Source organism: Enterococcus florum (genome assembly GCF_004309355.1).
GTDB lineage: Bacteria > Bacillota > Bacilli > Lactobacillales > Enterococcaceae > Enterococcus_A > Enterococcus_A florum.
Window position 1 is genome coordinate 1 of the sequence record NZ_BJCC01000036.1, and the last position, 20,574, is coordinate 20,574.

Annotated in this window: 22 protein-coding genes; 17 read left to right on the forward strand and 5 right to left on the reverse strand. The window is 41.8% G+C overall.

The genetic code is table 11. From position 1 onward, the window contains the following. Nucleotides 1-1,884, forward strand: a 1,884-nt coding sequence (locus tag NRIC_RS17655) for a MucBP domain-containing protein (protein WP_146624040.1), incomplete at its 5' end; no start/stop codon positions are given. 6 nt (nucleotides 1,885-1,890) lie between these two features. Here NRIC_RS17655 and NRIC_RS19365 read toward each other — a convergent pair. After that, complete coding sequence (locus NRIC_RS19365; RefSeq protein ID WP_175580148.1) at nucleotides 1,891-2,061, reverse strand: hypothetical protein; 171 nt, start codon at nucleotides 2,059-2,061, stop codon at nucleotides 1,891-1,893. Nucleotides 2,062-2,362: 301 nt separating this feature from the next. Between NRIC_RS19365 and NRIC_RS17660 the strand changes: the two genes are divergently transcribed. From NRIC_RS17660 to NRIC_RS17685, 6 genes are all read left to right on the forward strand, one after another. Next, nucleotides 2,363-2,896, forward strand: coding sequence for a helix-turn-helix domain-containing protein (locus tag NRIC_RS17660; RefSeq protein ID WP_146624041.1), 534 nt, complete (start codon nucleotides 2,363-2,365; stop codon nucleotides 2,894-2,896). Between the two features lie 69 nt (nucleotides 2,897-2,965). Then, the gene (locus NRIC_RS17665) at nucleotides 2,966-3,826 is read left to right on the forward strand and encodes a CPBP family intramembrane glutamic endopeptidase (protein ID WP_146624042.1); all 861 of its coding nucleotides are present in this window, start codon (nucleotides 2,966-2,968) and stop codon (nucleotides 3,824-3,826) included. Between the two features lie 117 nt (nucleotides 3,827-3,943). Continuing rightward, the gene (locus NRIC_RS17670; protein WP_146624043.1) at nucleotides 3,944-4,147 is read left to right on the forward strand and encodes a hypothetical protein; all 204 of its coding nucleotides are present in this window, start codon (nucleotides 3,944-3,946) and stop codon (nucleotides 4,145-4,147) included. Nucleotides 4,148-4,923: 776 nt separating this feature from the next. Then, nucleotides 4,924-5,235: a hypothetical protein gene (locus NRIC_RS17675; RefSeq protein ID WP_146624044.1), complete on the forward strand. Its 312-nt coding sequence runs from the start codon at nucleotides 4,924-4,926 to the stop codon at nucleotides 5,233-5,235. Between the two features lie 80 nt (nucleotides 5,236-5,315). Beyond that, nucleotides 5,316-6,671, forward strand: a complete 1,356-nt coding sequence (locus tag NRIC_RS17680) for a sensor histidine kinase (protein WP_146624045.1) — start codon at nucleotides 5,316-5,318, stop codon at nucleotides 6,669-6,671. A 9-nt stretch (nucleotides 6,672-6,680) separates the two neighbouring features. Beyond that, nucleotides 6,681-7,442, forward strand: a complete 762-nt coding sequence (locus tag NRIC_RS17685; protein ID WP_146624046.1) for a LytR/AlgR family response regulator transcription factor — start codon at nucleotides 6,681-6,683, stop codon at nucleotides 7,440-7,442. A gap of 316 nt (nucleotides 7,443-7,758) precedes the next feature. Here NRIC_RS17685 and NRIC_RS19370 read toward each other — a convergent pair whose 3' ends face one another. From NRIC_RS19370 to lepB (NRIC_RS17700), 4 genes are all read right to left on the reverse strand, one after another. Next, nucleotides 7,759-7,896, reverse strand: coding sequence for a hypothetical protein (locus NRIC_RS19370; RefSeq protein WP_175580149.1), 138 nt, complete (start codon nucleotides 7,894-7,896; stop codon nucleotides 7,759-7,761). Nucleotides 7,897-7,942: 46 nt separating this feature from the next. Continuing rightward, nucleotides 7,943-8,545: a hypothetical protein gene (locus NRIC_RS17690; protein WP_146624047.1), complete on the reverse strand. Its 603-nt coding sequence runs from the start codon at nucleotides 8,543-8,545 to the stop codon at nucleotides 7,943-7,945. A gap of 137 nt (nucleotides 8,546-8,682) precedes the next feature. Beyond that, on the reverse strand, nucleotides 8,683-9,351 hold the full coding sequence (locus tag NRIC_RS17695) for a CPBP family intramembrane glutamic endopeptidase (RefSeq protein WP_146624048.1): 669 nt from the start codon (nucleotides 9,349-9,351) through the stop codon (nucleotides 8,683-8,685). A 188-nt stretch (nucleotides 9,352-9,539) separates the two neighbouring features. Further along, on the reverse strand, nucleotides 9,540-10,112 hold the full coding sequence (gene lepB, locus NRIC_RS17700) for a signal peptidase I (RefSeq protein ID WP_175580150.1): 573 nt from the start codon (nucleotides 10,110-10,112) through the stop codon (nucleotides 9,540-9,542). An 863-nt stretch (nucleotides 10,113-10,975) separates the two neighbouring features. On the opposite strand from lepB (NRIC_RS17700), the gene NRIC_RS17705 reads away from it, so the two are divergent. From NRIC_RS17705 to NRIC_RS17750, 10 genes are all read left to right on the forward strand, one after another. After that, nucleotides 10,976-12,082: a tyrosine-type recombinase/integrase gene (locus NRIC_RS17705; protein ID WP_146624050.1), complete on the forward strand. Its 1,107-nt coding sequence runs from the start codon at nucleotides 10,976-10,978 to the stop codon at nucleotides 12,080-12,082. A gap of 395 nt (nucleotides 12,083-12,477) precedes the next feature. Next, nucleotides 12,478-13,338 (forward strand): DivIVA domain-containing protein, encoded by an 861-nt coding sequence (locus NRIC_RS17710; protein ID WP_146624051.1) that lies wholly within the window; start codon nucleotides 12,478-12,480, stop codon nucleotides 13,336-13,338. 24 nt (nucleotides 13,339-13,362) lie between these two features. Further along, nucleotides 13,363-14,619 carry a hypothetical protein gene (locus tag NRIC_RS17715; RefSeq protein WP_146624052.1) on the forward strand — a complete coding sequence of 419 codons (1,257 nt, stop codon included), beginning with the start codon at nucleotides 13,363-13,365 and terminating at the stop codon, nucleotides 14,617-14,619. Nucleotides 14,620-14,682: 63 nt separating this feature from the next. Beyond that, nucleotides 14,683-15,153 carry a signal peptidase I gene (lepB, locus tag NRIC_RS17720; RefSeq protein ID WP_146624053.1) on the forward strand — a complete coding sequence of 157 codons (471 nt, stop codon included), beginning with the start codon at nucleotides 14,683-14,685 and terminating at the stop codon, nucleotides 15,151-15,153. Then, a complete protein-coding gene (locus tag NRIC_RS17725) occupies nucleotides 15,128-15,472 on the forward strand; it encodes a hypothetical protein (RefSeq protein WP_146624054.1) in 345 nt (114 codons plus the stop codon). The genes lepB (NRIC_RS17720) and NRIC_RS17725 overlap by 26 nt, the downstream gene beginning before the upstream one ends. A gap of 17 nt (nucleotides 15,473-15,489) precedes the next feature. Beyond that, entirely contained in the window at nucleotides 15,490-16,611 is a 1,122-nt protein-coding gene (locus NRIC_RS17730) for a glucosaminidase domain-containing protein (RefSeq protein ID WP_146624055.1), read from the forward strand. Beyond that, nucleotides 16,608-17,585 carry a signal peptidase I gene (locus NRIC_RS17735; protein WP_227873853.1) on the forward strand — a complete coding sequence of 326 codons (978 nt, stop codon included), beginning with the start codon at nucleotides 16,608-16,610 and terminating at the stop codon, nucleotides 17,583-17,585. Before NRIC_RS17730 ends, NRIC_RS17735 begins: the two co-directional genes overlap by 4 nt. A 97-nt stretch (nucleotides 17,586-17,682) precedes the next feature. After that, a complete protein-coding gene (locus tag NRIC_RS17740) occupies nucleotides 17,683-18,948 on the forward strand; it encodes a hypothetical protein (RefSeq protein ID WP_146624056.1) in 1,266 nt (421 codons plus the stop codon). 34 nt (nucleotides 18,949-18,982) lie between these two features. Then, complete coding sequence (locus tag NRIC_RS17745) at nucleotides 18,983-19,738, forward strand: cell wall protein (RefSeq protein ID WP_146624057.1); 756 nt, start codon at nucleotides 18,983-18,985, stop codon at nucleotides 19,736-19,738. Beyond that, nucleotides 19,731-20,570, forward strand: coding sequence for a BsaA family SipW-dependent biofilm matrix protein (locus NRIC_RS17750; protein ID WP_146624058.1), 840 nt, complete (start codon nucleotides 19,731-19,733; stop codon nucleotides 20,568-20,570). The genes NRIC_RS17745 and NRIC_RS17750 overlap by 8 nt, the downstream gene beginning before the upstream one ends. The last annotated feature ends 4 nt before the right edge of the window (nucleotides 20,571-20,574 follow it).

Below are 20,574 nucleotides of genomic sequence, written 5' to 3' on the forward strand. Positions count from 1 at the left end.
GGGTATACGATCCAAACAGTTCCAGCCAACAAAGCAGGCAAGTACAAAGAAGGGATCATCACAGTCACTTATATTTATAAGAAAAACAAAGAAGACGTGGGTAAGACACAAGGAAGTGTCGTGACTAAGTACGTGGATGGATCTGATAATGAAATTGCAGGACGCAACGCTGCAAGTGGAGAAATCGGTACTGCCTATACGACTATAGAAAAGAAAATCCCAGGATATACTATCATTGAGACTCCTAAAAATGCCAAGGGCAGCTATCAGGAAGGTCTTGTTACTGTCACGTATAGGTATAAGAAAATAGACGAACAAAGACCAGTGATTCAAGGTACAGTTGCGGTTAAATACGTGGATGAGACTAATAAAGAAATTGCGAAGCAAACAATATACACAGGTAACATCGGTGAATCCTATGCGACGCAAGAAAAAAATATTTCAGGTTATGCGTTGAAGAATGCTTCAAAAAATGCCAAAGGTACGTATCAAGAAGGTGAAATCACCGTAGTTTATACGTATAAGAAAGATACTGTTGAAACACCAATTATTGAGGGGATAGTAGAAGTACGGTATGTGGATCAGAACGAGGTAGATATTGCAGGACGCAACACGCAGAGCGGAGTAGTTGATGAAATGTATGAAACACAACCGAAAATCATTCCAGGATTTTCACTTGAAACGATACCAGACAATGCCAAAGGCAACTATTTAGAAGGAAAAATTACCGTGACATATGTCTATAAAAAAATTAGTGAACCAGAACCGATTTTAGAAGGGACACTGTTAGTCAAGTATGTCGATATAGCAGGTAAAGAATTAGCCAAAAGACAAAAGTATACAGGAATTGTAGGATCGGACTATCAAACTGAAGCAAAAAATATCCCGGGTTATGAACTAAAAACCAGTCCAAAAGAGGCAAATGGAAAATATATCGAGGGGATTATTGAGATTTCTTACGTTTATTCGAGTGTTGAGCTATCACAACCAGTAGTGGAAGGTACGGTAATCGTTAAATACCTTGATGTATCTGGCAAAGAAATAGCATCTTCCCAAACATTGACTGGTGAAATTGAAACAGAATATGCGGCGAAAGAAAAAAATATTTTGGGTTATGAACTTGTAACAACACCTGAAAATGCAACAGGAAAGTATCAAGAAGGTACGATCGAAATCGCTTATGTCTATAAAAAGATAGAAACACCAACTCCAATCGAAGAAGGCACAGTTCTTGTCAGATATGTCGACGAAAAGGATAAAGAGCTTGTTTTAAGCCAAACTATCACTGGAGAAATTGGTACAAATTACGTGACAGAAGCGAAAATGATATCGGGATATATAATAAAAATAACACCGGAAAATGCGAAAGGCAGCTATCAAAAAGAGCCGATCGAGGTGACGTATGTTTACAAAAAAGACAACAAACCTGTTGAAAAAGGAAAGGTAATTGTAAAATATCAAGATGAAACAGGAGAACGTTTGACAGATTCAGAGATTATGACTGGAGATATCGGCAGCAGCTATGAAACAAAACAAAAAGCAATTGATGGATACACACTCAAAATATCACCAAAAAATGCACGTGGTAAGTATGCAGAAGAAGCAATTACTGTCTGTTACGTCTATCAAAAGTCAGAGCATGAGAAGAATCAAACGGATGACAAAGATCGTTCAACAACAGTTAAGGACGCCCAAAGCAATCAAGGAACTAATCTGATTAAAAAGGAAACACAAGAAACAACGAAAGGAACTTTACCAAAGACAGGTGAGCAAATCAGCCAATGGTGGAAGATGGCAGGAATCCTCATCGTAGGATTAGTCAGCCTTTTAGTCGGAAAAAAAATCTGGGAGAAAAGAAAAAAATCAATTAGAAAAACTTTTTAGAAAGAGCTATTTATACGAAGGCAAACGATACAAAGCCCATTGGTGGACAAAGAATAAGAAGCCAACGGATTGCGACGCAACAGGTGTCTGGCGACTGGTAGAAAAGTAAATTTTTAAATAGAATGCAGGTCGTTTAAACAAATAGGCTAAAAAGACAAACAAACCAGGAAAATCCACCCTTTTTACTTCTAAGAATAGATAGAATGGCTAAGAAAAGGGTGGATATCTTTCACCTTAAACATGAAAAAAAGATGATGCTGGTCGGAGCTGTGTCTGACATACGGGCTGTTTTGAGCTCATTTTTCTTTTTCTGTTTGGCATTTTATAAGAACATCTTTCACAATTGTCTCGTTAAATATAAGATGAAACTATGAATAAACCAGCATTGCAACTTGAAGTTGCTGAAATTCTACCATTGATTTCTTGCGAAAAAAGAGAATTCAAGTGAAAATGAATGCCATAGTGAGGAGTGAGAAAAATGTTCCATGAAAAATTGCAAGAGCTTAGAAAAAGTCGAGGGATGACACAAGAGGAATTGTCTGAAGTATTGGATGTTTCCAGACAGTCGATTTCAAAATATGAGAGCGGGACAGCCGAACCTAGTTTTGAAAAGCTGCGAATGATTGCCGTCTATTTTGGTGTGTCCTTTGATTATCTGTTAGGAAATGGAGAAAAAGCATCTACTGAAAAAATCGTCGTTAATGAGCGCAGCAACCGTATCGCTATCATCAGTAAAATCGATGGTGCGATGTCCTCTTATTACAAGTTTAAATTATCCAAAACGGTCTGGAAAAAGAAAGACCAGCCAGCTGCCTTGTTAATTGGAACGGATTCCACCAATATGCTGGAAGACAATCTGACTGAACTGGCTTGGTACGAAACCGTGGAAGCCGGACAAAAGGAAATTGAAGCCATCTACGCAGCGATTGCTGCAGGAGAATCGAGCTATGAGCTGCAATATGATGTGGCAGTCAAGAAAAAAGGGCTGCTTGGTGTGCAGGTGGTTCGTTAAGCGCACGACACTTCTTGTGGAAACAGAAGAAGTGTTTTTTCACATTCACCAGCAAGAAGGAGAGTTATAATGAAAAATCGTTCGTTTTTTAAGCGATTGAACGGATATGCGGCGTTTTTGGGGAGAATCCTTGTCGTGATGATTGTTTATGGGATTGCAGCAGTTGTGTATGAAGAGGTTCTTATAGTGAGTGAGAAATTGCCTTCTATTATAGCCGTCACTTTAGCGGTTTTCGCTCAACTTTTTATTTGTTTAATGGGCTTCTTTTGGGGCGCCAGAGATGAGAAAAAAACATTGAAGAGCTATGGGATCTACTGGCAGCCACAGGATTGGTCAAAACTGCTCTTAGGATTGGGAATGGGTGCGGCCGCAATTTTGGTGATCTGTGTACCTTTGTATGCTAGTGGTATTTTTCATATTTCCCCAGGTCAAGCAGGCAGTGAAAAAATGGCTGTTCAATTCATCTTTTTTACAGGTGTCGGTGTTATCGAAGAATGCTTGTGCCGCGGGTTTTTATTGCACAGCTTTATCCGATGGGGGTCGCTTCTTGCATTGGTAGTATCTTCTGCACTATTTTCGCTGCTGCATCTCGGCAATCCAGGAATCAGTGCTTTGGCGATCCTCAATTTATTTTTAGCAGGCATATTTATGGGAGCTGCGATGCAGGCTGCAAACAGCATTTTTACCGCGATCGGTGTCCATATCACATGGAATTGGGTACAAGGTGCGGTGCTGGGAATTCCTGTCAGCGGAACAAACAGTTTAGGATATTTTTTAACAGAATCTGCCAATGCTCAGCCTTTGTTCACTGGTGGGACTTTCGGTGTGGAAGGATCGATCATCTGCACGATGGGATTAACACTATTTAGCGCAGGTTTACTGATCTCTATGCGGCGTTCAGGAAAAAAGCTTTTTTTGCAAGAGGACTAAGAGCGCCCAATATACCTTTCGAGTTAGAAAATGAACCAGTCAAGAAAAAAGCCCCATTACAGGAAATGATTCCTTTAAACTTCACTGTAGAAAGTAAAAAAAGTGGGAGGAATCATTATGTTGTTGGAGAAAATAAGAAATATGCTGCGTTTTTTATGGATTGCGTTTGCAGCTGGTTGTGCGCTGGTCCAAATCGTATTTGAAGATGCTGGAATGATTGAGTTCACGCTCGCAGTGATTGGATTCACCTTGCTTGTTGAAGGGATGGCATTAGAAGTCGCATTGTATTATGAACGAAAAAAAGAAGAGATTTCTGAATGATGTTTGAAACAGATGGAGGTGTCAAAACCTTCGTCTGTTTTTTTAGCTTCATGGTTTTCCATTCCTCGGCTTTAAAGCAGTCACGAAAAGGATAAACGTATTTTTCTATCGTCTTTGTGCCTTCGTATTTACCAACAAACAGCGTACCAAATCGGCACCCAAGCGATAGCAGATTTGTAAGACTAGCAGCAGCTGAATGGTCACGGTGTCATAATCCGTTCATGATTTGCTGTTCAGTGTCTCCAGCTTCAAATTGAACAGCTGCTGGGGTGTGTGCAAGGGTATTCTGACATCATTGATTCTTCTTTTCGAAGAGAGGCCTTCTAGATCTCAACTTGTTTCTTTTTCAGCCTCAAAAAACCTCGTTTCAAGGGATAATGTGTTGAAACGATGGTTTTCTTTTTTTCTCGTTCTCCTGTTGGATGTAACGTGCAGCTTGATTCCTAATGGTTGGTTCATGAGTGGTTATTTCTATTTTAGGCGAATTGTTCCGGCCGATGATTGCACGATAGCAAAAAAGGCTGACATAATCAAATGCCCTTCTTTGCGTGGAAGACCGCTAGTTTGAAGAAGAAAGGGGAAGGAGTCAAGTAACGGCTTTGGATTGGCTGCAGACGAGCAATAAAGAGGCATTTGTTTCTTAAATAAGGTCAAACTGGTGGAAAAGCTCTCTTCACGCAAAAAAACAGAACACGAAGAAAAATGGACACTTTAGGAATAAATGCCATTCCCCTGATTTTCATTCAGTAGAATAATCAATGAGAGGGGAAGTAAAGATGTTGTGGAACAATCTAAAAGCTTTTTTCAAAGGCACAGGGATACTGGTTCTCTGCATAAGTGTTACCTATCTGTTGACACCTGATTTAGTGACTCGTTATTTTTATCTGACTGCTTTCTTTTTTATCGTTATTATTGGCTTGTTCTTTTCTTATTTTCGAGTTGCCAAAAAACAGCAGCAGCGATTTGAGAAAAAAAGGCAACTGCTGATAGAACGCCAAACCGAGCTGCATGATAAATTGATGCACACCCTAGAAGAAATCGAAACAATAAAAAAAGAGATTCAAAATGTTTCAAAAAATAAAGAATAATAACAAATGCTTAAAAAACAGTTGTTTTATAGTCATTTTTGCTTTAGAATTTTATTAAAAATAAGTAGGATTGTATAATTATGACACCAGATCGAATCTTAGAAATTTTTCTATTCAACGCACTCACTTTTTTGTTTACGAAATGGTTTTCGCTTGAACTATTCAGCCTTTTTGTAGATAGAAAGGTGACAAGGAAAAAGAAGATTAGTTGCCTTGCCTGTTATCTGCTTTTCGTTGTATTTCCGATCAGTTTAGTTACGGAAATCGGAGCAGATGGATTGACCACGGCGCGCTCTAATCTGCTGATGGGTATGATTATTATTTTAGGAGAGCTGTTCTTCTACTTGTATTTGAACAAAGGCCTCTCTTTCAGAGGTGTCTCAGGCTATTTTATCGTAGAGACTCTTGTTTTATGCTTCAGCCAGATCAGCCTGCTGTTTGTTTTCAAGACCATGGAACAGTTTAATCTTGGCTATCCCTGGCCACAGGTACTGACTTATTATATTTGTATGCCTATCGGCTATTTCTTATTCATAAAGCTGCTTTACTCCTTGGAGCTGCGCACTCTAATCGACAGTCTATTCGAAACAAGAAAACGAGCGATCCTGTCTACGGTTGGTTTCTTTTTCTTGGCACAGATCAATCTCGTCTTCGAATTTTTTGCGCCCGAGTTTACCGAGGAATTTCCTTATGGTCATACCTTATTGATTTTCTCGTTGTTTTGTGCGCTGATCGTGTTCGCCAGCTTCTACAAGACGGCACAGATTCGGCTGGCAGAAAAGGAAGCCACCTTACTGCAGCAAGAGAATTATGTCCAAAACTTAGAGACGATCCAACGAGAAATGCGCACGCTGCAGCATGACTACAAAAACATTCTTTCCGGTCTGTATTTGCAGTCAGAAGAAGGGAACACCGAGGAGATTAAGCATTATTTGAATCAAACCTTGGGTCAGCTGGACGAAAATGTAGCCAAGAAGCTCAAAGATACGACTCATTTAAGCAATATCAGAATTTCGCCAGTCAAGAGTATGCTTTTGACGAAGTTGTCAGCGATGGAGCAGCAGGGAATTCGATTCAATTTGGAGGTCAGTGATCCCATCGAAGAGATCAATATGGAGTTGAATGATTTTGTCCGTTGCTTAGGTATTTTGCTGGATAATGCGATGGAAGAGGTCCAGCAGATTCATGATGGGACAGCCAAACTCGACCTGATCCTTAGTAATGAGGCAGAGGATTTGACGATTATTGTCAAAAATCCGACACGAGAAAAGCCCAAAATCCATAAGATTTGGCAGGAAGGCTTTTCCACGAAGGGCGAAAATCGCGGATTAGGACTCTTCAGCTATCAGCGAATCATACAAAAATATGGACATATTTCAAAGAAAACCTTTGTGCAGGAACATGAATTCGTACAGATGTTAACGATTAAAAACTAGGAGAAATGAATGGTAGCCATCTATATTTGTGAAGACAATCTGATTTTTCAGCAAGAAGTCAAGCGGACGATCGAGAATTACTTGATGATCCAGGCCTATAACATGCACGTTGCTTTGGCGACGGCGGATCCTCAAGCACTATTAGAGGAGATCCATGAAGGAAATGAACGCAGTATTTACTTTTTGGATGTTGATTTAAAACATGAATCGATGAACGGCTTTGATTTAGGTAAGCAGATTCGACAATTGGATACAAGAGGCTTTATCATCTTCATCACAGACCACAGCGAATTGCTGGCTGAAACCTTCAAGTTTCGTTTAGAGGCGATGGATTATATCATCAAAGGGGACTTGGAAAACATCCAGAAGCGAGTTTGCGAATGCCTGGACAGTGCCAAGGATCGGTTGGATGCCGAACAAAAAGAAACTCGACGGTACCTGCCCATCAAAAGCAACAATGAACGGTTTTATATTCCAATTGAAGACATCTACTTTATTGAAACGTCTCCTCACCAACACAAAGTCGCTTTGTATGCGGAGGATCAACAAATAGAATTTTTTGGGATTTTGAATAAGCTTGAAGACGAGCTGGGCGAAAGCTTTATCCGAGTCCATCGATCCTATTTAGTCAACAGTAAAAAAATCACACGTATCGACTTTAAAGCACGGATGATTCATTTTGAAGACGAATTGAGCTGTCCGTTTACCCGCTCTATGAAAAACGAGCTAAAAACATTGGAAGCAAAAGAAGGTTTAGCGAATTCTCGCTGAGCCTTTTTTAGTCTTATAAATTTTTGAGTCGTTCGCCAGATTCGTCTTAAATCAGCTGTCCTTATTCTTAGAACCCAAAGAATAAAAAGAACGAAATACTGAATCGTTCAAATGGAAGGTTGATACTCCTGAAAATTCTAACCAATCAACCGCTCCGATCCACGAGCTATTTGTCATTGGAAGGATAGAAAAAACATCCAATAGAAAACGGCTGAGTTCGATTATCCAAAAATAAATAGAGACCGTGACATCACTGTCATAGTCTCCTAAATAATACTACTTGATTTCCGAAACAGGTGTAACGATTAATGTGCCATCAGGATTGTACAATGGGCTGATTCCTGTTTTTTGGGAACCACAAATAGTTTACGCCTGTTTCACGGTCAATCACCACTGAGCCCCAACCTACCACTTTCTTTGTAGCCAAAACAAACCGTTCCTCATTGTTATTCATGTTATTTCCTCCTCAAAATAATAGTTTTCACTTTCGAAGTGTCTTGCTAAGTTCTTTTTCGTTTATAAAAAGCAATTTCTCGAGCAAGCAGAGAAGGGCTGCCTTCTTCTTGCCTTAAAAGAATGTTAAGCGGTTTTGTTACGGACAATCCCAATGCACGTTTTGTATAAAAAGAAAGGCGAATGTGAAAATAATTGATGTATTCAATTATTGAGAACAAGTAGATAAATAAAGCAATCGCATATTCTAAAAGGGATGTCTGTGTGCGAATCAACAGAAATAGCGGGATATACAAGACGAACAAGCCAAGTACCCCTAGATTAAGCATGGAGTAAAGCCGACCGATTTGCTTCTTAGACAACGCCCTTTTTCGTTGAAGACGGTTCAACAGATTGTACCAATAGAAAGAACCGATCAACAAAAGAATACACAGCAGAAGAACTGGATAAAAGGACACCCAATTCAATTGGTAAGGCAAAAGCTGAAGAAAGCTCACTTGTCCGGCGGAAAAAGCCTCCAGCTGTCCAAACCTCATTTGCACAACACTGGTCAGTGCCATGTACAAAAATAGGATAAGCAGCGCATTGATGAATTCCCACTTCGCTAAATAGACCAATTCTTCTTTTCCTTTACGCTTTTTAACAGCCATTGTTCTTGACCTCCAATCTAAGTCTCATTTTTAGGAAAATCAAACGTAAAACGATTTTTGCTGTTCACATAAGGATATGCTCATTCACTATTTTTAATTTATGCTGAAACGAGCAAATACTCGAACACTCATTTTTATTACCCAAAGCCTAAAAGGACCATTGCCAAAGCAACAATATTGTTAAATAAATGAAGTGCGATCGATACCTCTAAGCGTTTTGATTTAACGTAGATAAAGCCGAAGATTAAACCTGGGATAAAATAATTAATAAACGACAATCCATCGCTTGGTACATGAGCAAAGCTGAATACAATCGAAGACACCAGCACTCCGACCACGGGATAATGCCGGAACATCAAACCGATGATACATCCGCGGTACACACATTCCTCTAAAATCGGTGCCACGAGTGAGACTAAAACAAGCAAGAGAATGGTATTGTTTCCATTCATTGATTCTTCGATCATTCTTCCATTAGAGGTTCCGCTCAAACCCAGAAATGTTAATCCGTAGTGGAGGAGCAATATCGAGAGGTAGCCGCCCACAATGAGCACAAGATTTTCTTTGGTCAGCCAAGAAGAAGTGAAACTCAGCACTTTCTTCTTTGTAAGGAAGAAGAGAGGAACAAAGACAGAGAATAAAATACTCGCAAGAAGAAATCCGTTCTCCGCTAAGGTAAAAGGCTCCTTGTCGGTGTTCAAAATCAAGTAGACCGTCAGCGGAATGTTTGAAATTCCAAAGAATAGGACGGTCAAAAAAAGATGCTTCATAAAAGACAATGGCTGGTGTTGAATAGTTTTTTCCATAAAAAAACCTCCTTTTCTATAGCATAAATCAAAGAAAAGGAGGAGGAAGTTTATTTCCTAAGTTGTGCTTTTTATTACCCAAACTGTCTTTTTTCTTTATCAAGACTTCTGTATGTCTTTTGATGGCTAGGTAAGGATTCTTTATACAGAGAATGAACCAAACAGGGATGAAGAAATCGCAACTTGGTTTAATGGTCATCTGAAAAAAGCTGAAAACGAGGCCAAAATGAGACCCATACCTTCCCTTGGATCGATGACCGATCAATAAAATCATACGTGCGTGAATCACTAGATACCATTCGATTGTCTCCTAATACAAAATACTTGTTCTTTGGAACTGTGAGCTCAAGATTTTCAGTATAAGTTCTTCTATGTGAAGCCGTTCCAACCTGAAAAGCCTCAATATCAGGGCACTCTTTTTTAAATTTGTCGAAGGCGTCCTTATTGCTTGTCAAATAAGACTCTTTTCGAACGTTTCCATTTATACTCAATCGGTCATTGTGGATTTTGATCGTATCACCCGGAAGTCCAATAATGCGTTTAACAATATTTTTCCTCTTTTTATCGAGGGTGCTGCTAACGACAATATCAAAATTTCTCAACTTCCCTCTTTTGGTTATGAGTGCGATCTCCTCATTTTTCAAAGTAGGATACATAGAATCGTCCATTATTATGACTGGACTAATAAAGTAGAGTTTCAACACGAAAACAAAAACACAAACCACCACAATGATGCTAAAAAGCTTTCTTTTCTTTTCCATAGTACCAGCCCTCCCATTCGTCAAAAAAGCGACATTCATTTTATATACTAAAATTAAATCACAGCAGTATCGAATGATGAATAGAATTTGCACAAAAATAAACCCGTTATTTCTTAGGATGGGAAGATTATTTATTTTGTTTAAATAGTATAAAAAAATAGGTGAGAGGATAGGGTGGGTTGAGACAGAAAGCAAAACAGAAAGATTTGTGGTTCGTTTTCATCGTTTTGGTGAGTGCGTTCAAGGTAAAGAAGTGCTTTAGATCGAACCCAAGAACTAGACCATACGGTAGAGTCTAATCATCTTAATTGTTTCTTCTCTTCCTGTTCAAATTCGGAAAAACGTTTCATCCAATGGCACCTTTCAGTAAATTTGTATCGGTTATTACTGAAACAGCAATCGATATATTTATCCTACTTAAAAGAAAAAATGAACGCTAATTTCACTGAAAGGTTGAAAATATTCTGAAATTAGAAAAATATAACGAAATCAAATTTCGTATTTTTGTTATGATAATGGAGAGTAAAACAGAGAGGATTGGTTATTTAGAGATTAAAAAAAACTATTTTAAAGAAAAATAGTAGTGGGTGGTCGTTATTTGTTAACTGAAAAATGTCTTGGTCTTACCAAAACCAGGAAGTTTTCGTCCGTTTAAACCATTTTTTTGATTTTTTGTGAAGCAATATAGATTTATTATAGAATACAGTGAAAAAATAGGCAATCTTTTTTAATAAAATAATTTTTATTTTTTAGTCTTTATCATTTTGCTTGTTTTGAATCAAATTTTTTAATGTTTCTAGAAATTAATTAATAACTTATGCGCCGTCTTATAGACCGTCATAAGAAAGTGAAAGGAAGTTTTTATGCGCAAAGGTCACAATATTTATAAACGACGTGATGGACGTTGGGAAGGAAGATACACTAAAGGTCGAAAAGAAAATGGTCGAATTCATTACGGGTATGTTTATGGAAAATCATTTGGCGAGGTCAAAGCGAAGCTTTATCCACTAAAAGCTAAATATGAGCAGCTGCGAGAAAAAAATGGAGAGGCTACGATTGCTTTTCAAGAATGGGGAGCCGTCTGGTTGATGATGATTCAATCTGAGGTGAAGGAGTCTACTTATGGAAATTACTATTATAAATTGAATAAGTACGTATTTCCCAAAATCGGTGATTACGGATTAAATGAATTAACTGTTGAGATTGGCGCTGAAATGGTTGCTGAGTTGATCGATTTAGGGTTGGCAATCTCTACAATCGGTGCAATTCTCCGAATTATTAATCAGTGTTTAAACGAAGCCAAACGCAAGGGGCAGATCAGCGAGAATCCTTTTGCATTAATCAAATTACCGAAATCCAAATCAGGTAAAACAGGTGCTTTGACACGCGAAGAGCAACGAAAGCTTGAAATCGCAGCGATAACGGAAAGAAAATCTTATGGCTTGCCTACATTACTATCGTTGTATTCAGGTATGCGCATTGGTGAGATTTCTGCTTTACAGTGGAAAGACATTGATTTTGATACGAACTTGATTCGTGTAAAACACACATTTCAACGAATCATGACGACTAGTGAAGATAAAAAGACAGAGCTGGTGTACACTAATTCCAAAACGGATTCTTCTGTTCGAGTGGTGCCTTTAAGTGACTCAATGAGGACTTTACTGTGGGATCATAAAAAGCAGGCAAAAGGGGAATTTGTCTTCTCAAACAAAGTGTATCCGCCTGAACCTCGCTTATTGACTTATCACTTTCATAGAATTAGAAAAAAGGCTGGGCTAGAAAATGTTCACTTTCACCAGCTGAGGCATACATTTGCGACTCGCTGTATAGAAACACAAGGGGATATCGCCAGTGTGAGTGCGATCTTAGGCCATCGATCTACTCAAATGACACTGGATACATATACAGATGCGTTATTGGAGCAGCGAATTCAGGTCGTTAAACAAATGGAAAGATCCATCGCCTAAAAAACGTTTTCAAAAAAATACATTTTCAAAAAGAGTTTTGTGTTTTTTCTAGGTAAATTGCTTTCTAAAAAAGAAACAAAAATACGAAATATTCAAGTATCAAATAACCCTTTATTGCTTATTTTATTTTACAAAAAAGTGATTTTTATAAAATTTAAAAATTGAAAGCCGTCAGTTCCCGTCAGGAGCTGACGTTTTTTTTTGTTGCAACAGGGTTTTTGTCCAGCTTCCTGGTTTTGGTAAGACCAAGACATTTTAAGTCTATTTTATCATGCTTTAGTTAAAAAAAAATTAAATTCAATTGTTGTTGAAAATGAAATGTTATCGAGTAAATGCCGATATTTTATAAGAAAACAAAATGTAGAGAAACAGAGGAAGTCGAGGGGGAATAAGGCATGTTTGGATTTGGCAATCGTCAGAAGAAAGACGCCACGGCACAGCCGCAGGATGATTATCTATTTGAGGAATACAGCGAGGGAGAAGATTACGAGTATCAAGACTATGCGGAAGGCAACTATGAGGACTATCCCTATCAGGAAGATCAACCTGCCGATGGGTCTGCTGCAGTACCACAGGAAGCGGCTTATCAAGATCCCGCTCAGTCTTATCCAGAAGAAGATTATCCGCCACGCCGTCCTCGGATGACAGAAGCTGTCGATCCAACAGCGGTTGCGAGCTTAAAGCAAGAGACGGCTCGTTTAGAAGAGACCGTGACTCAGCTGAAAAAGCAGCTGGAAGTCAAACAGACAGAGCTAACTTCGATTGCAGGCAAACTGGCAGAAAAAGAATACGGACTGGACGCACAGCTAAAAGAAAAAGAAGCAGAGATCGCGAAGCTAAGACAGCAGCTGTCGCAGCAAAAAGAACAGATCAGTGAGCCGTATGAACTGCTAAAAGCCGAGTATCAGGAATTGCTTGACCAATACACCGTTGCCCAGGAGCGAATCACGGTGCTGGAAGAATCCGCAGCTGTACAGGATCGCATGAAGCAGGATCTGGCAAATCTCTTAGTTGAGTCCAAGAAGCAAGGCAATGAAATGCTGGAGCGAGCAGAATTTGAAGCGCGCGGGATTCGCCAAAAGGCTGAGAAGGAGGCCGATGAGATGCTGCATGATGCATCTCTGGAGCTGCGCGTGATCAAGCAAGAGATCAAGAACTACCGAGCACGCCTGGTGCGTGCGCAAGAAGAGACTGCTCAGATGTTCCACGGCTTATTGGCCAACAGTGATTCACTGGATGGAGACGAAACGTCTTAATTCAACAGAGAGGAAGAAAACCGGGTGAAACAACAGGATGTTCAACTCACGATTTATCCTACGCCTGCCAAGTCGTCTGCTCAGGTCTTGCAAGAGGGCTCCTTATTCGATGAAATCGAAAAAGCCTGTGTCTATCTCAGTGTGATCTCAGGTGAAAGCTTGACGGACGAACGGAAAACGGACATTCGCCAGTATTTCGACCAATACTTTACCTTGACTGATGCCACGTATCACATCGAGCTGCAGGCAAAAGCAGATTTTCCGTGGAAGTCCTATTGGCAGGCTTTACATACCTCTTTTCCGCAGTTTGCCTGGACACGCTGTCAGAAGGAGGAAATGTCGAACGACACAGCCGTTTATTCCCTTGATTTCGTTCCAATCGCCCTTCAGGAGGAAGGTTTTTCCTTTAGCGTCAACCTGGATGAGAGCTTGAAACGACATTACGGACTGCCGGCTAAGGAAGCCAAAGAACGTCTGGAAGAAGTACTGCTGCTATTGGCAGTTGATGTTCCGACTGCGGCTCCCGTCGAAGAGACACCAACAGTCATGCAGGAACCTGAGCGTTCTACTGTTCATACTATAGAAGAAACACGAGAAGAGGCACCAAACGACCAACGACTAGAAACAGCGCAAGAGGGTCCACAGGAGGTCGCCAAAGAAGCAAGACAAGAAGCACCAGATAAGAAGGCGCCCTTCACAGAAGCCGAGATACTGCCAGCACAACCCGACACCAATCGGGTAGAAGAATACCAGCAGCTGCGGATGCGCTCAGCAAACAAACGACTTGAGATGATGGTGGAAAAGCTCGAAGTGTCCATGATCCAAAACGGGATCAAATTTTTTACCCATCAGGTCAAGAACGAAGATGACTGGCACAAACGACTGACCATCAGCCTCAGAGAGTATACCTACCTGATGCAGAAGGCCAAGTTCCTGGAACAAATGTGGAGCTTGAACGGCAGCCTCGTCAGCAAAACAGAAAAAATGACGATTTCAGGCAACACCCTCGTCTATGAACGAGATCAGGTCAAGGATGTGAAGGCCAAGCTTTCCACCCAAGACATTCAATTTGTGCTTTACGAATGCCAGATGATCGAGTCACGAGCGAAGGTAAGAGCTCGACCTTGGTTTAGAAAGCCCTACGTCAAGATGATGAAGATGGACTATGACAATCTCGTCAGCAAAGCCACCTACTTCGATCTCTTGCAGGGAGAAAACTACCTGCTCGAACAGATGATCCAAGAAGACGAAGGCAGTGTTGTTTCAGAGGAGGTTGGTTGAGGCGGTCTGTATAAGGGATCATTTCGACTATTAACTGGTCTGTTGATCTATCTGTGTACCTTTATGCTCTTAGGTATTGGGCTGCACATCTATCAGGTCATCTATCCAGAGTTCATGGTTGATGGCGATTCGATGTACCCGACGTTTATCAATGAAGAGCAGATCAAAGTAAAAGCTCATCACCAGCCGAAACGCTGGGATGTCGTGGTCTTCCAGCCGCCAGAAGAATCCGAGGAAACGACGTACTTAAAACGGATCATCGGGGTACCTGGCGACCATATCCGCTACAAGGATGATCAGCTGTATCTCAATAACATAGCTGTCGATGATCCTTTCTCAGAAAACACGGATAATTTCGACATTCGACGTTTGCTGGGGATTAAGAAGATCCCTGAAGGCTATTACTTCGTATTAGGGGACAATCGCGGAATATCCAAGGACAGCCGACTCTTCGGTCTGGTTCCAGAAGACAATATTATCGGCATCGTTGCAGAAGGGAAAGACAGCTATGAAGAAAATACAGGATCAGATTGAGTTTTATACCTTTTTTCACCGTCTGTACCTGATGTTGTCCTTCGTGATCTTGAGTGTCTTCGCCTTTTTGGCAGGACGCAGCTACTTTACCAAGATCAGAGAATCAGTCACTATGATCGATCTGTCTCTCGTGTTGATCTTGTTCTTACTCGCAGCCTATCTGCGGATCAATGCCCTGCATTACCACAGCATCGCGATCCAGCTGCGCATGAGACAAGAAGAGCAGTTGCGAACGATGCAAAAGAAGCAGCCGCAAAAACCAAGATCCCACATCATGAATCCACAGCCTCGGCACCCAGAAAAGAGGATGCCGAGATAAGAAAAGAAGGTGCAAAGATGAAGATTCGATTCCTTGTAGGAAGTCTACTGCTAAGCGGCAGTCTGCTGGGTCTGCTTGTACATGCTGAGCCAATTAAAACAGCACAAGCCGCCGATGACCTCATTCATGTGACGGAGAGTAGCACGTCTTCTTCTATAGAGGAAAGCAGCTCAGATACTAGCACGACGACAACGACCAGCAGCACATCTTCCAGCAGTCTCCCGCAGTCGTCCAGCACGACTACAGCGACGTCTGAACCGACCGTGACCAGCAGTGAGTCGGCCGTGGAAGTACCACAGGAAGAGCCAGCTAAAGAAGAACCTGCCACTGATCCAGAACCGTCAGATCAGCAAAAGAAGATGGAAGAACATCAGGGTACCATCAAGCCTGAGAAGCTGGAGAATCACTACAACTTCTCAGTCAAGAAGAACCAGACGACGACTAGCTTTATCGCAGAAATCGGCAAGGATGCTCAAGCGATCGCCTGGAAAAATGATCTGTACGGCTCCGTCATGATCGCCCAAGCCATCTTGGAAACCGGATCAGGCAACAGCCAGCTGTCTTTACCGCCAAATCACAACCTGTTTGGCATCAAAGGGTCTTATAAAGGTAAGACTGTCAACTTCTCGACCCAAGAAGACAATGGCACAAGCCAGCTTTACACGATCCAAGCCGGCTTTCGCCGCTACCCAAGCTACAAAGAATCACTGGCAGACTACGCCGTTCTATTAAAGAAAGGCATTTCCGGCAATTCAACCTTCTATCAGAAAACCTGGAAAAGCCAAGCTGCAACCTATAAGGAAGCTACGGCTTTTCTGACTGGCCGCTACGCCACTGATACGAACTACGACAAGAAGCTGAATGCGCTGATCGAAACCTATGAACTAACCAAGTACGACAACGACCCAGCGGAAACCAAAGAAGAGACGACGACCGCTGAAGAGACGAAATCAAAGACAGCAAAACAGACAGCTAAGTCGAAAGAAAAAGAAGACAAGATGGTCAAAGCTGTCGAAACCACCCAAGGAGGAGAAGTGCGATCCATCACGACAAACGGAACGAAAGTGATGCCACCGATCACCCAACGCCCAGCCGTTGAGATCGCCGGCACACGTACAGGAAAGGAGGTCGCTGAATGAACAGGATGCAGCCGCCTCGCAGAGAGGTTCCTCCACGACCCGCAGGACCAGCAAATCAAAATGTGAATCGACCCGTGCGCGAACCCAGACAAGGAGGGGATCGACCAAATGGACCAAGACAGCCGTATCCACAGGGTGGACGAGTTCCACCCCAGCAACCGCAGCAAAACCGGCCGCCGCGACCCGTTAACCAAGGTGCTGCACCAGCTGGCCGAGGCGGATACTCAGACCCAAGAGGAGGCTATCCGCCGCCAAGACAAGGACAGCCCCAAGCCAGACCCCAGCGACCCGTAAGAGGAGGACAAGCTCCTCCCAACTACCGACCGCCAGCTGGCTATCCACAAGGAGGGATACCACGAGGACCACAAGCACCTTTGCCGGCGCAACCACCACCGGTAAAACAGAAGACCATCGGCGGAAAGATCTTCGCCTTAGTCTTCAATTTAATCTTTTACGGCTTGACCCTCAGTGTCATCCTGATGGCCTTGATGTTCGCCTTCAGCGAAAAATCAAGCGCTTCAATCTTCGGCTACCGGTTCTATACCGTCTTGACGGATTCGATGGTGCCTCATAAAGATTCACCGCCTGGTGGGTTTTACTCAGGGGATATTGTTGTTTCGAAATTGATTGACGGGAAGAATGCGAAGGTCAATGATATCGTGACATTTTCGGTTGGGGAGAGCGCTTACCTAACTCACCGAGTTGTTGAAAAACTGACCGAGTTGAATGGAGAGCCAGGAGATTATTTAGTTACTAAGGGAGACGCCAATGCATCCAAGGACCCACCGATTGAAGCAGAGCGAGTCCATGGAAAGGTAGTTTTTGTCATTCCTCACGCAGGAAGCATGATCCAATTTGCACAGAATAATTTTTGGCTCTGCCTCGTCTGTGTATTATCGACATTCGGCTTTATCTTGGTGCTAAAAGCGTATTTCTTCGGGGATGATAAAAAAGAACCTAAGGTAGCTTATTAGGACTAAACAATGCACTACCCACAAATCGTGGTATAAACGCCAATTCTCGGGCGCTTATATATAAAAAAAGGATTAATTATTAATAGGAGGAAAAGAGATGAAAGCACAAAGTAAAAGAAAGAAAAAGCTGTTAGTAGCAGCTGCGGCGCTGGCATTAATCGCAGCATCGTCAGGGACGTTTGCTTGGATCACTTCACGGGATGCACGAATCAATAGAGTGGACGCGGCTAATACTGCGAACGACACTACTAAAATTTATGAAAAATGGATTCCAGCACCATTAGTAGCGGGGACAGAAACAACCAAGGAAGTTAAAGTCGCCAACGAAGGAACTGCGAATGTATTCGTCCGTGTATCTTACGAAGAAGTTTTAAAACATTTAGCAGACAAAGGGGAAACCAAATGGGGTAAATCTACGGATAGCCCAACACCTAAATATTCGTATGTAGCAAATGATTCTGGCTTAGGAAAAAATATGCCTGTTATTGATTCTTCTGCTGCTGATGTAGTTGCTAACGGGTTCAAACAAGTTCCAGCTGCTAATGTTACTGGTTTAGAACCAGATACAGAACTATGGGTTAAAGGTGCAACTATGGTTCACCCTGTAACTGGAGATACAATTGCAAAACCAGAAGTTCGATTTTTCCACAGAGTTGCTGGAGCACCTGCACCAGGGATGTTCCAAGAAACAAAAGCTGAAATCGACTATAAGAATGTCGGAGCAGACGGAACACCTGCTGAAGATTACACTTGGACAGTTAAAAATACTGAATATAAATTTTATGAAGGTGGATACACTTACAAAACGGTAAACTGGGCAAAATCTTCATTACCAGATGAATTAGGTAACAAAACTGATTACTCTCTATTGGGAACTTCAGGAACTCGTCATTTAGTTGACTACGACTATACTACAGGTGTTGTCGGTGCTCTCAATGGTGTTCAACCGGCTGTCCTTTCTGATCAAATTCCTACTGGAACTGCTGGTGGTAGTAAAAATGGTGTTCAAGCAGATACATTCGCGTTCACTAAGAGTATGATTCGTATCGGTTACTCAGAAGATATTACAACCGTTGCTGGTCTTGCAACAACTACTACTCCGAAATGGGTATACAACAAGGATGATGGTTGGTTCTATTATACAGAAGCGTTAAAACCAAGTGCTGAAACACCAGACCTGTTGAAAAAATTGCACTTTGATTCTGGCATGGGTAAAGAGTATGACAATGCTAGTTATGACTTAGTTGTTAAGATGGAAGCAATTCAAACAACGAAAGAAGCACTAACTGATGCTAGTGGTTGGGGAATGCCTAGCACGGGTGATACTGCAACTATCTTGGCCCATTTAGAAGGTAAAATCTAAGAATCAAATGATTCCATGAGAAAGGGAGGAGAGTATGTACCTACGAAAGCATTTTGCCAAGATCGTCTGTGTACTGATCGCTATCTGTGGATTCAGTCAAGCATCGATCGGGTATGCAGCCGAGGAACTTCCTCCCGGCATGGTCATTGGGGACGAGAAAGGGTTGTATACGACCCCGGAAGGCGATTATTTCATTGAAATGGAAGATGTAATGCCCGGAGAGACCTATAAGAAGACGATCACGATTCGAAGTCTGGATCTGAAAGAACCCTATTCTTTAGACCTCCGAGTCGACCCCGTTGATTCGACAGGACCGATCGATTTTAACAAGAGTATGACTATGACACTCACACTTGATGACAAGGAGATTTATACAGGACCTCTTCTTGGCAATGGTGAGTTTGATTGGACAAAGACACCGTTGGATCTCGGTATCTGTAAATACGGGACGGATAAAGTATTAAAAGCGACGTTCAAAATGGACAAGTCGCTGACTGGTGATGACTTCAAGGAACCCAGCGAGATGACATTCAAATGGACCTTCGTTGCCACCAGAGATCAAAAACCAACAAAACCTACAGAAGAAACGAAGGATACACCAAAGCTCCCAGATACTCAGGGACCGAAAGAAGTCTCCTTTATCGAAGAGCTGATCCGCAAGAACCTCCCGCAAACAGGGGAGGACTGGAAGGATGCACTGTATAAGACCTTGTCAGGACTGTTACTAGTCTTAATCACGATCTTATTATGGAAGAAACGGAAGGAAGAGGAGGCAAATCAAGGTGAATAAAAAACAAAAATTAATCTATCTCTTTAAAAGCATTCACCGCAGTAAACCGACTGTCGCCCTATTCACCGTTTTCCTCAGTGTGCTGTTGGTCGTAGGCTCCACCTATTCCTGGATCACCTCGCAAGATGAACGCGTCAATCGAGCGAAATCAAATGACCGTAAACTGTCTGCACGAATCGATGAAGATTTCCAACGAGAGACGAGTTGGATACCAGGAAAAGAAGTAGAGAAAAAGCTTCGTGTCGAAAATAATGGGGAAACACCGGCGCTCGTCCGTCTATCGCTGTATGAATTTCTTCTAACCTTCGAGAATGATCTAGAAGATCAGGTTGGAAATGGCGGCTTGAAATGGACAGCGACACCAAGCGCGACACAAGTAAAAACAGAAGATTACACCACATGGGCAGTGGGGAATACCTATGGCAGTGGCACGAAGCATCTAAAAGTAGCTTCAGCGATCGTCAATGACCTCACAGACCCGAGCGATGCTATCGAGTACCAAGGCACGCGGACTGCACCACTTGATTTATTGAAGATCGAATTCAATGGAACGAAGGTCTTCAAAGGTACCTTGCCACCGGCAGGGACCAAGAACTATTGGTTCTACCAAGATGGCTACTTCTATTATTCCGACGTCTTACAGCCGAATGACAAAACCGTCGAGCTGATCAACAGTGTGACCTTAGACAAGCTGACACCGAATGCGTATAAAGGCTCATTGTATCATCTGGTTCCGATTATGGATGCTCACGATGTTACCAAATCTTTACTCAGTGATTGGCAAGTCACAGGCACCAAGGTCGCCGACATGTACCAGGACAAACTTCATTAGGAAA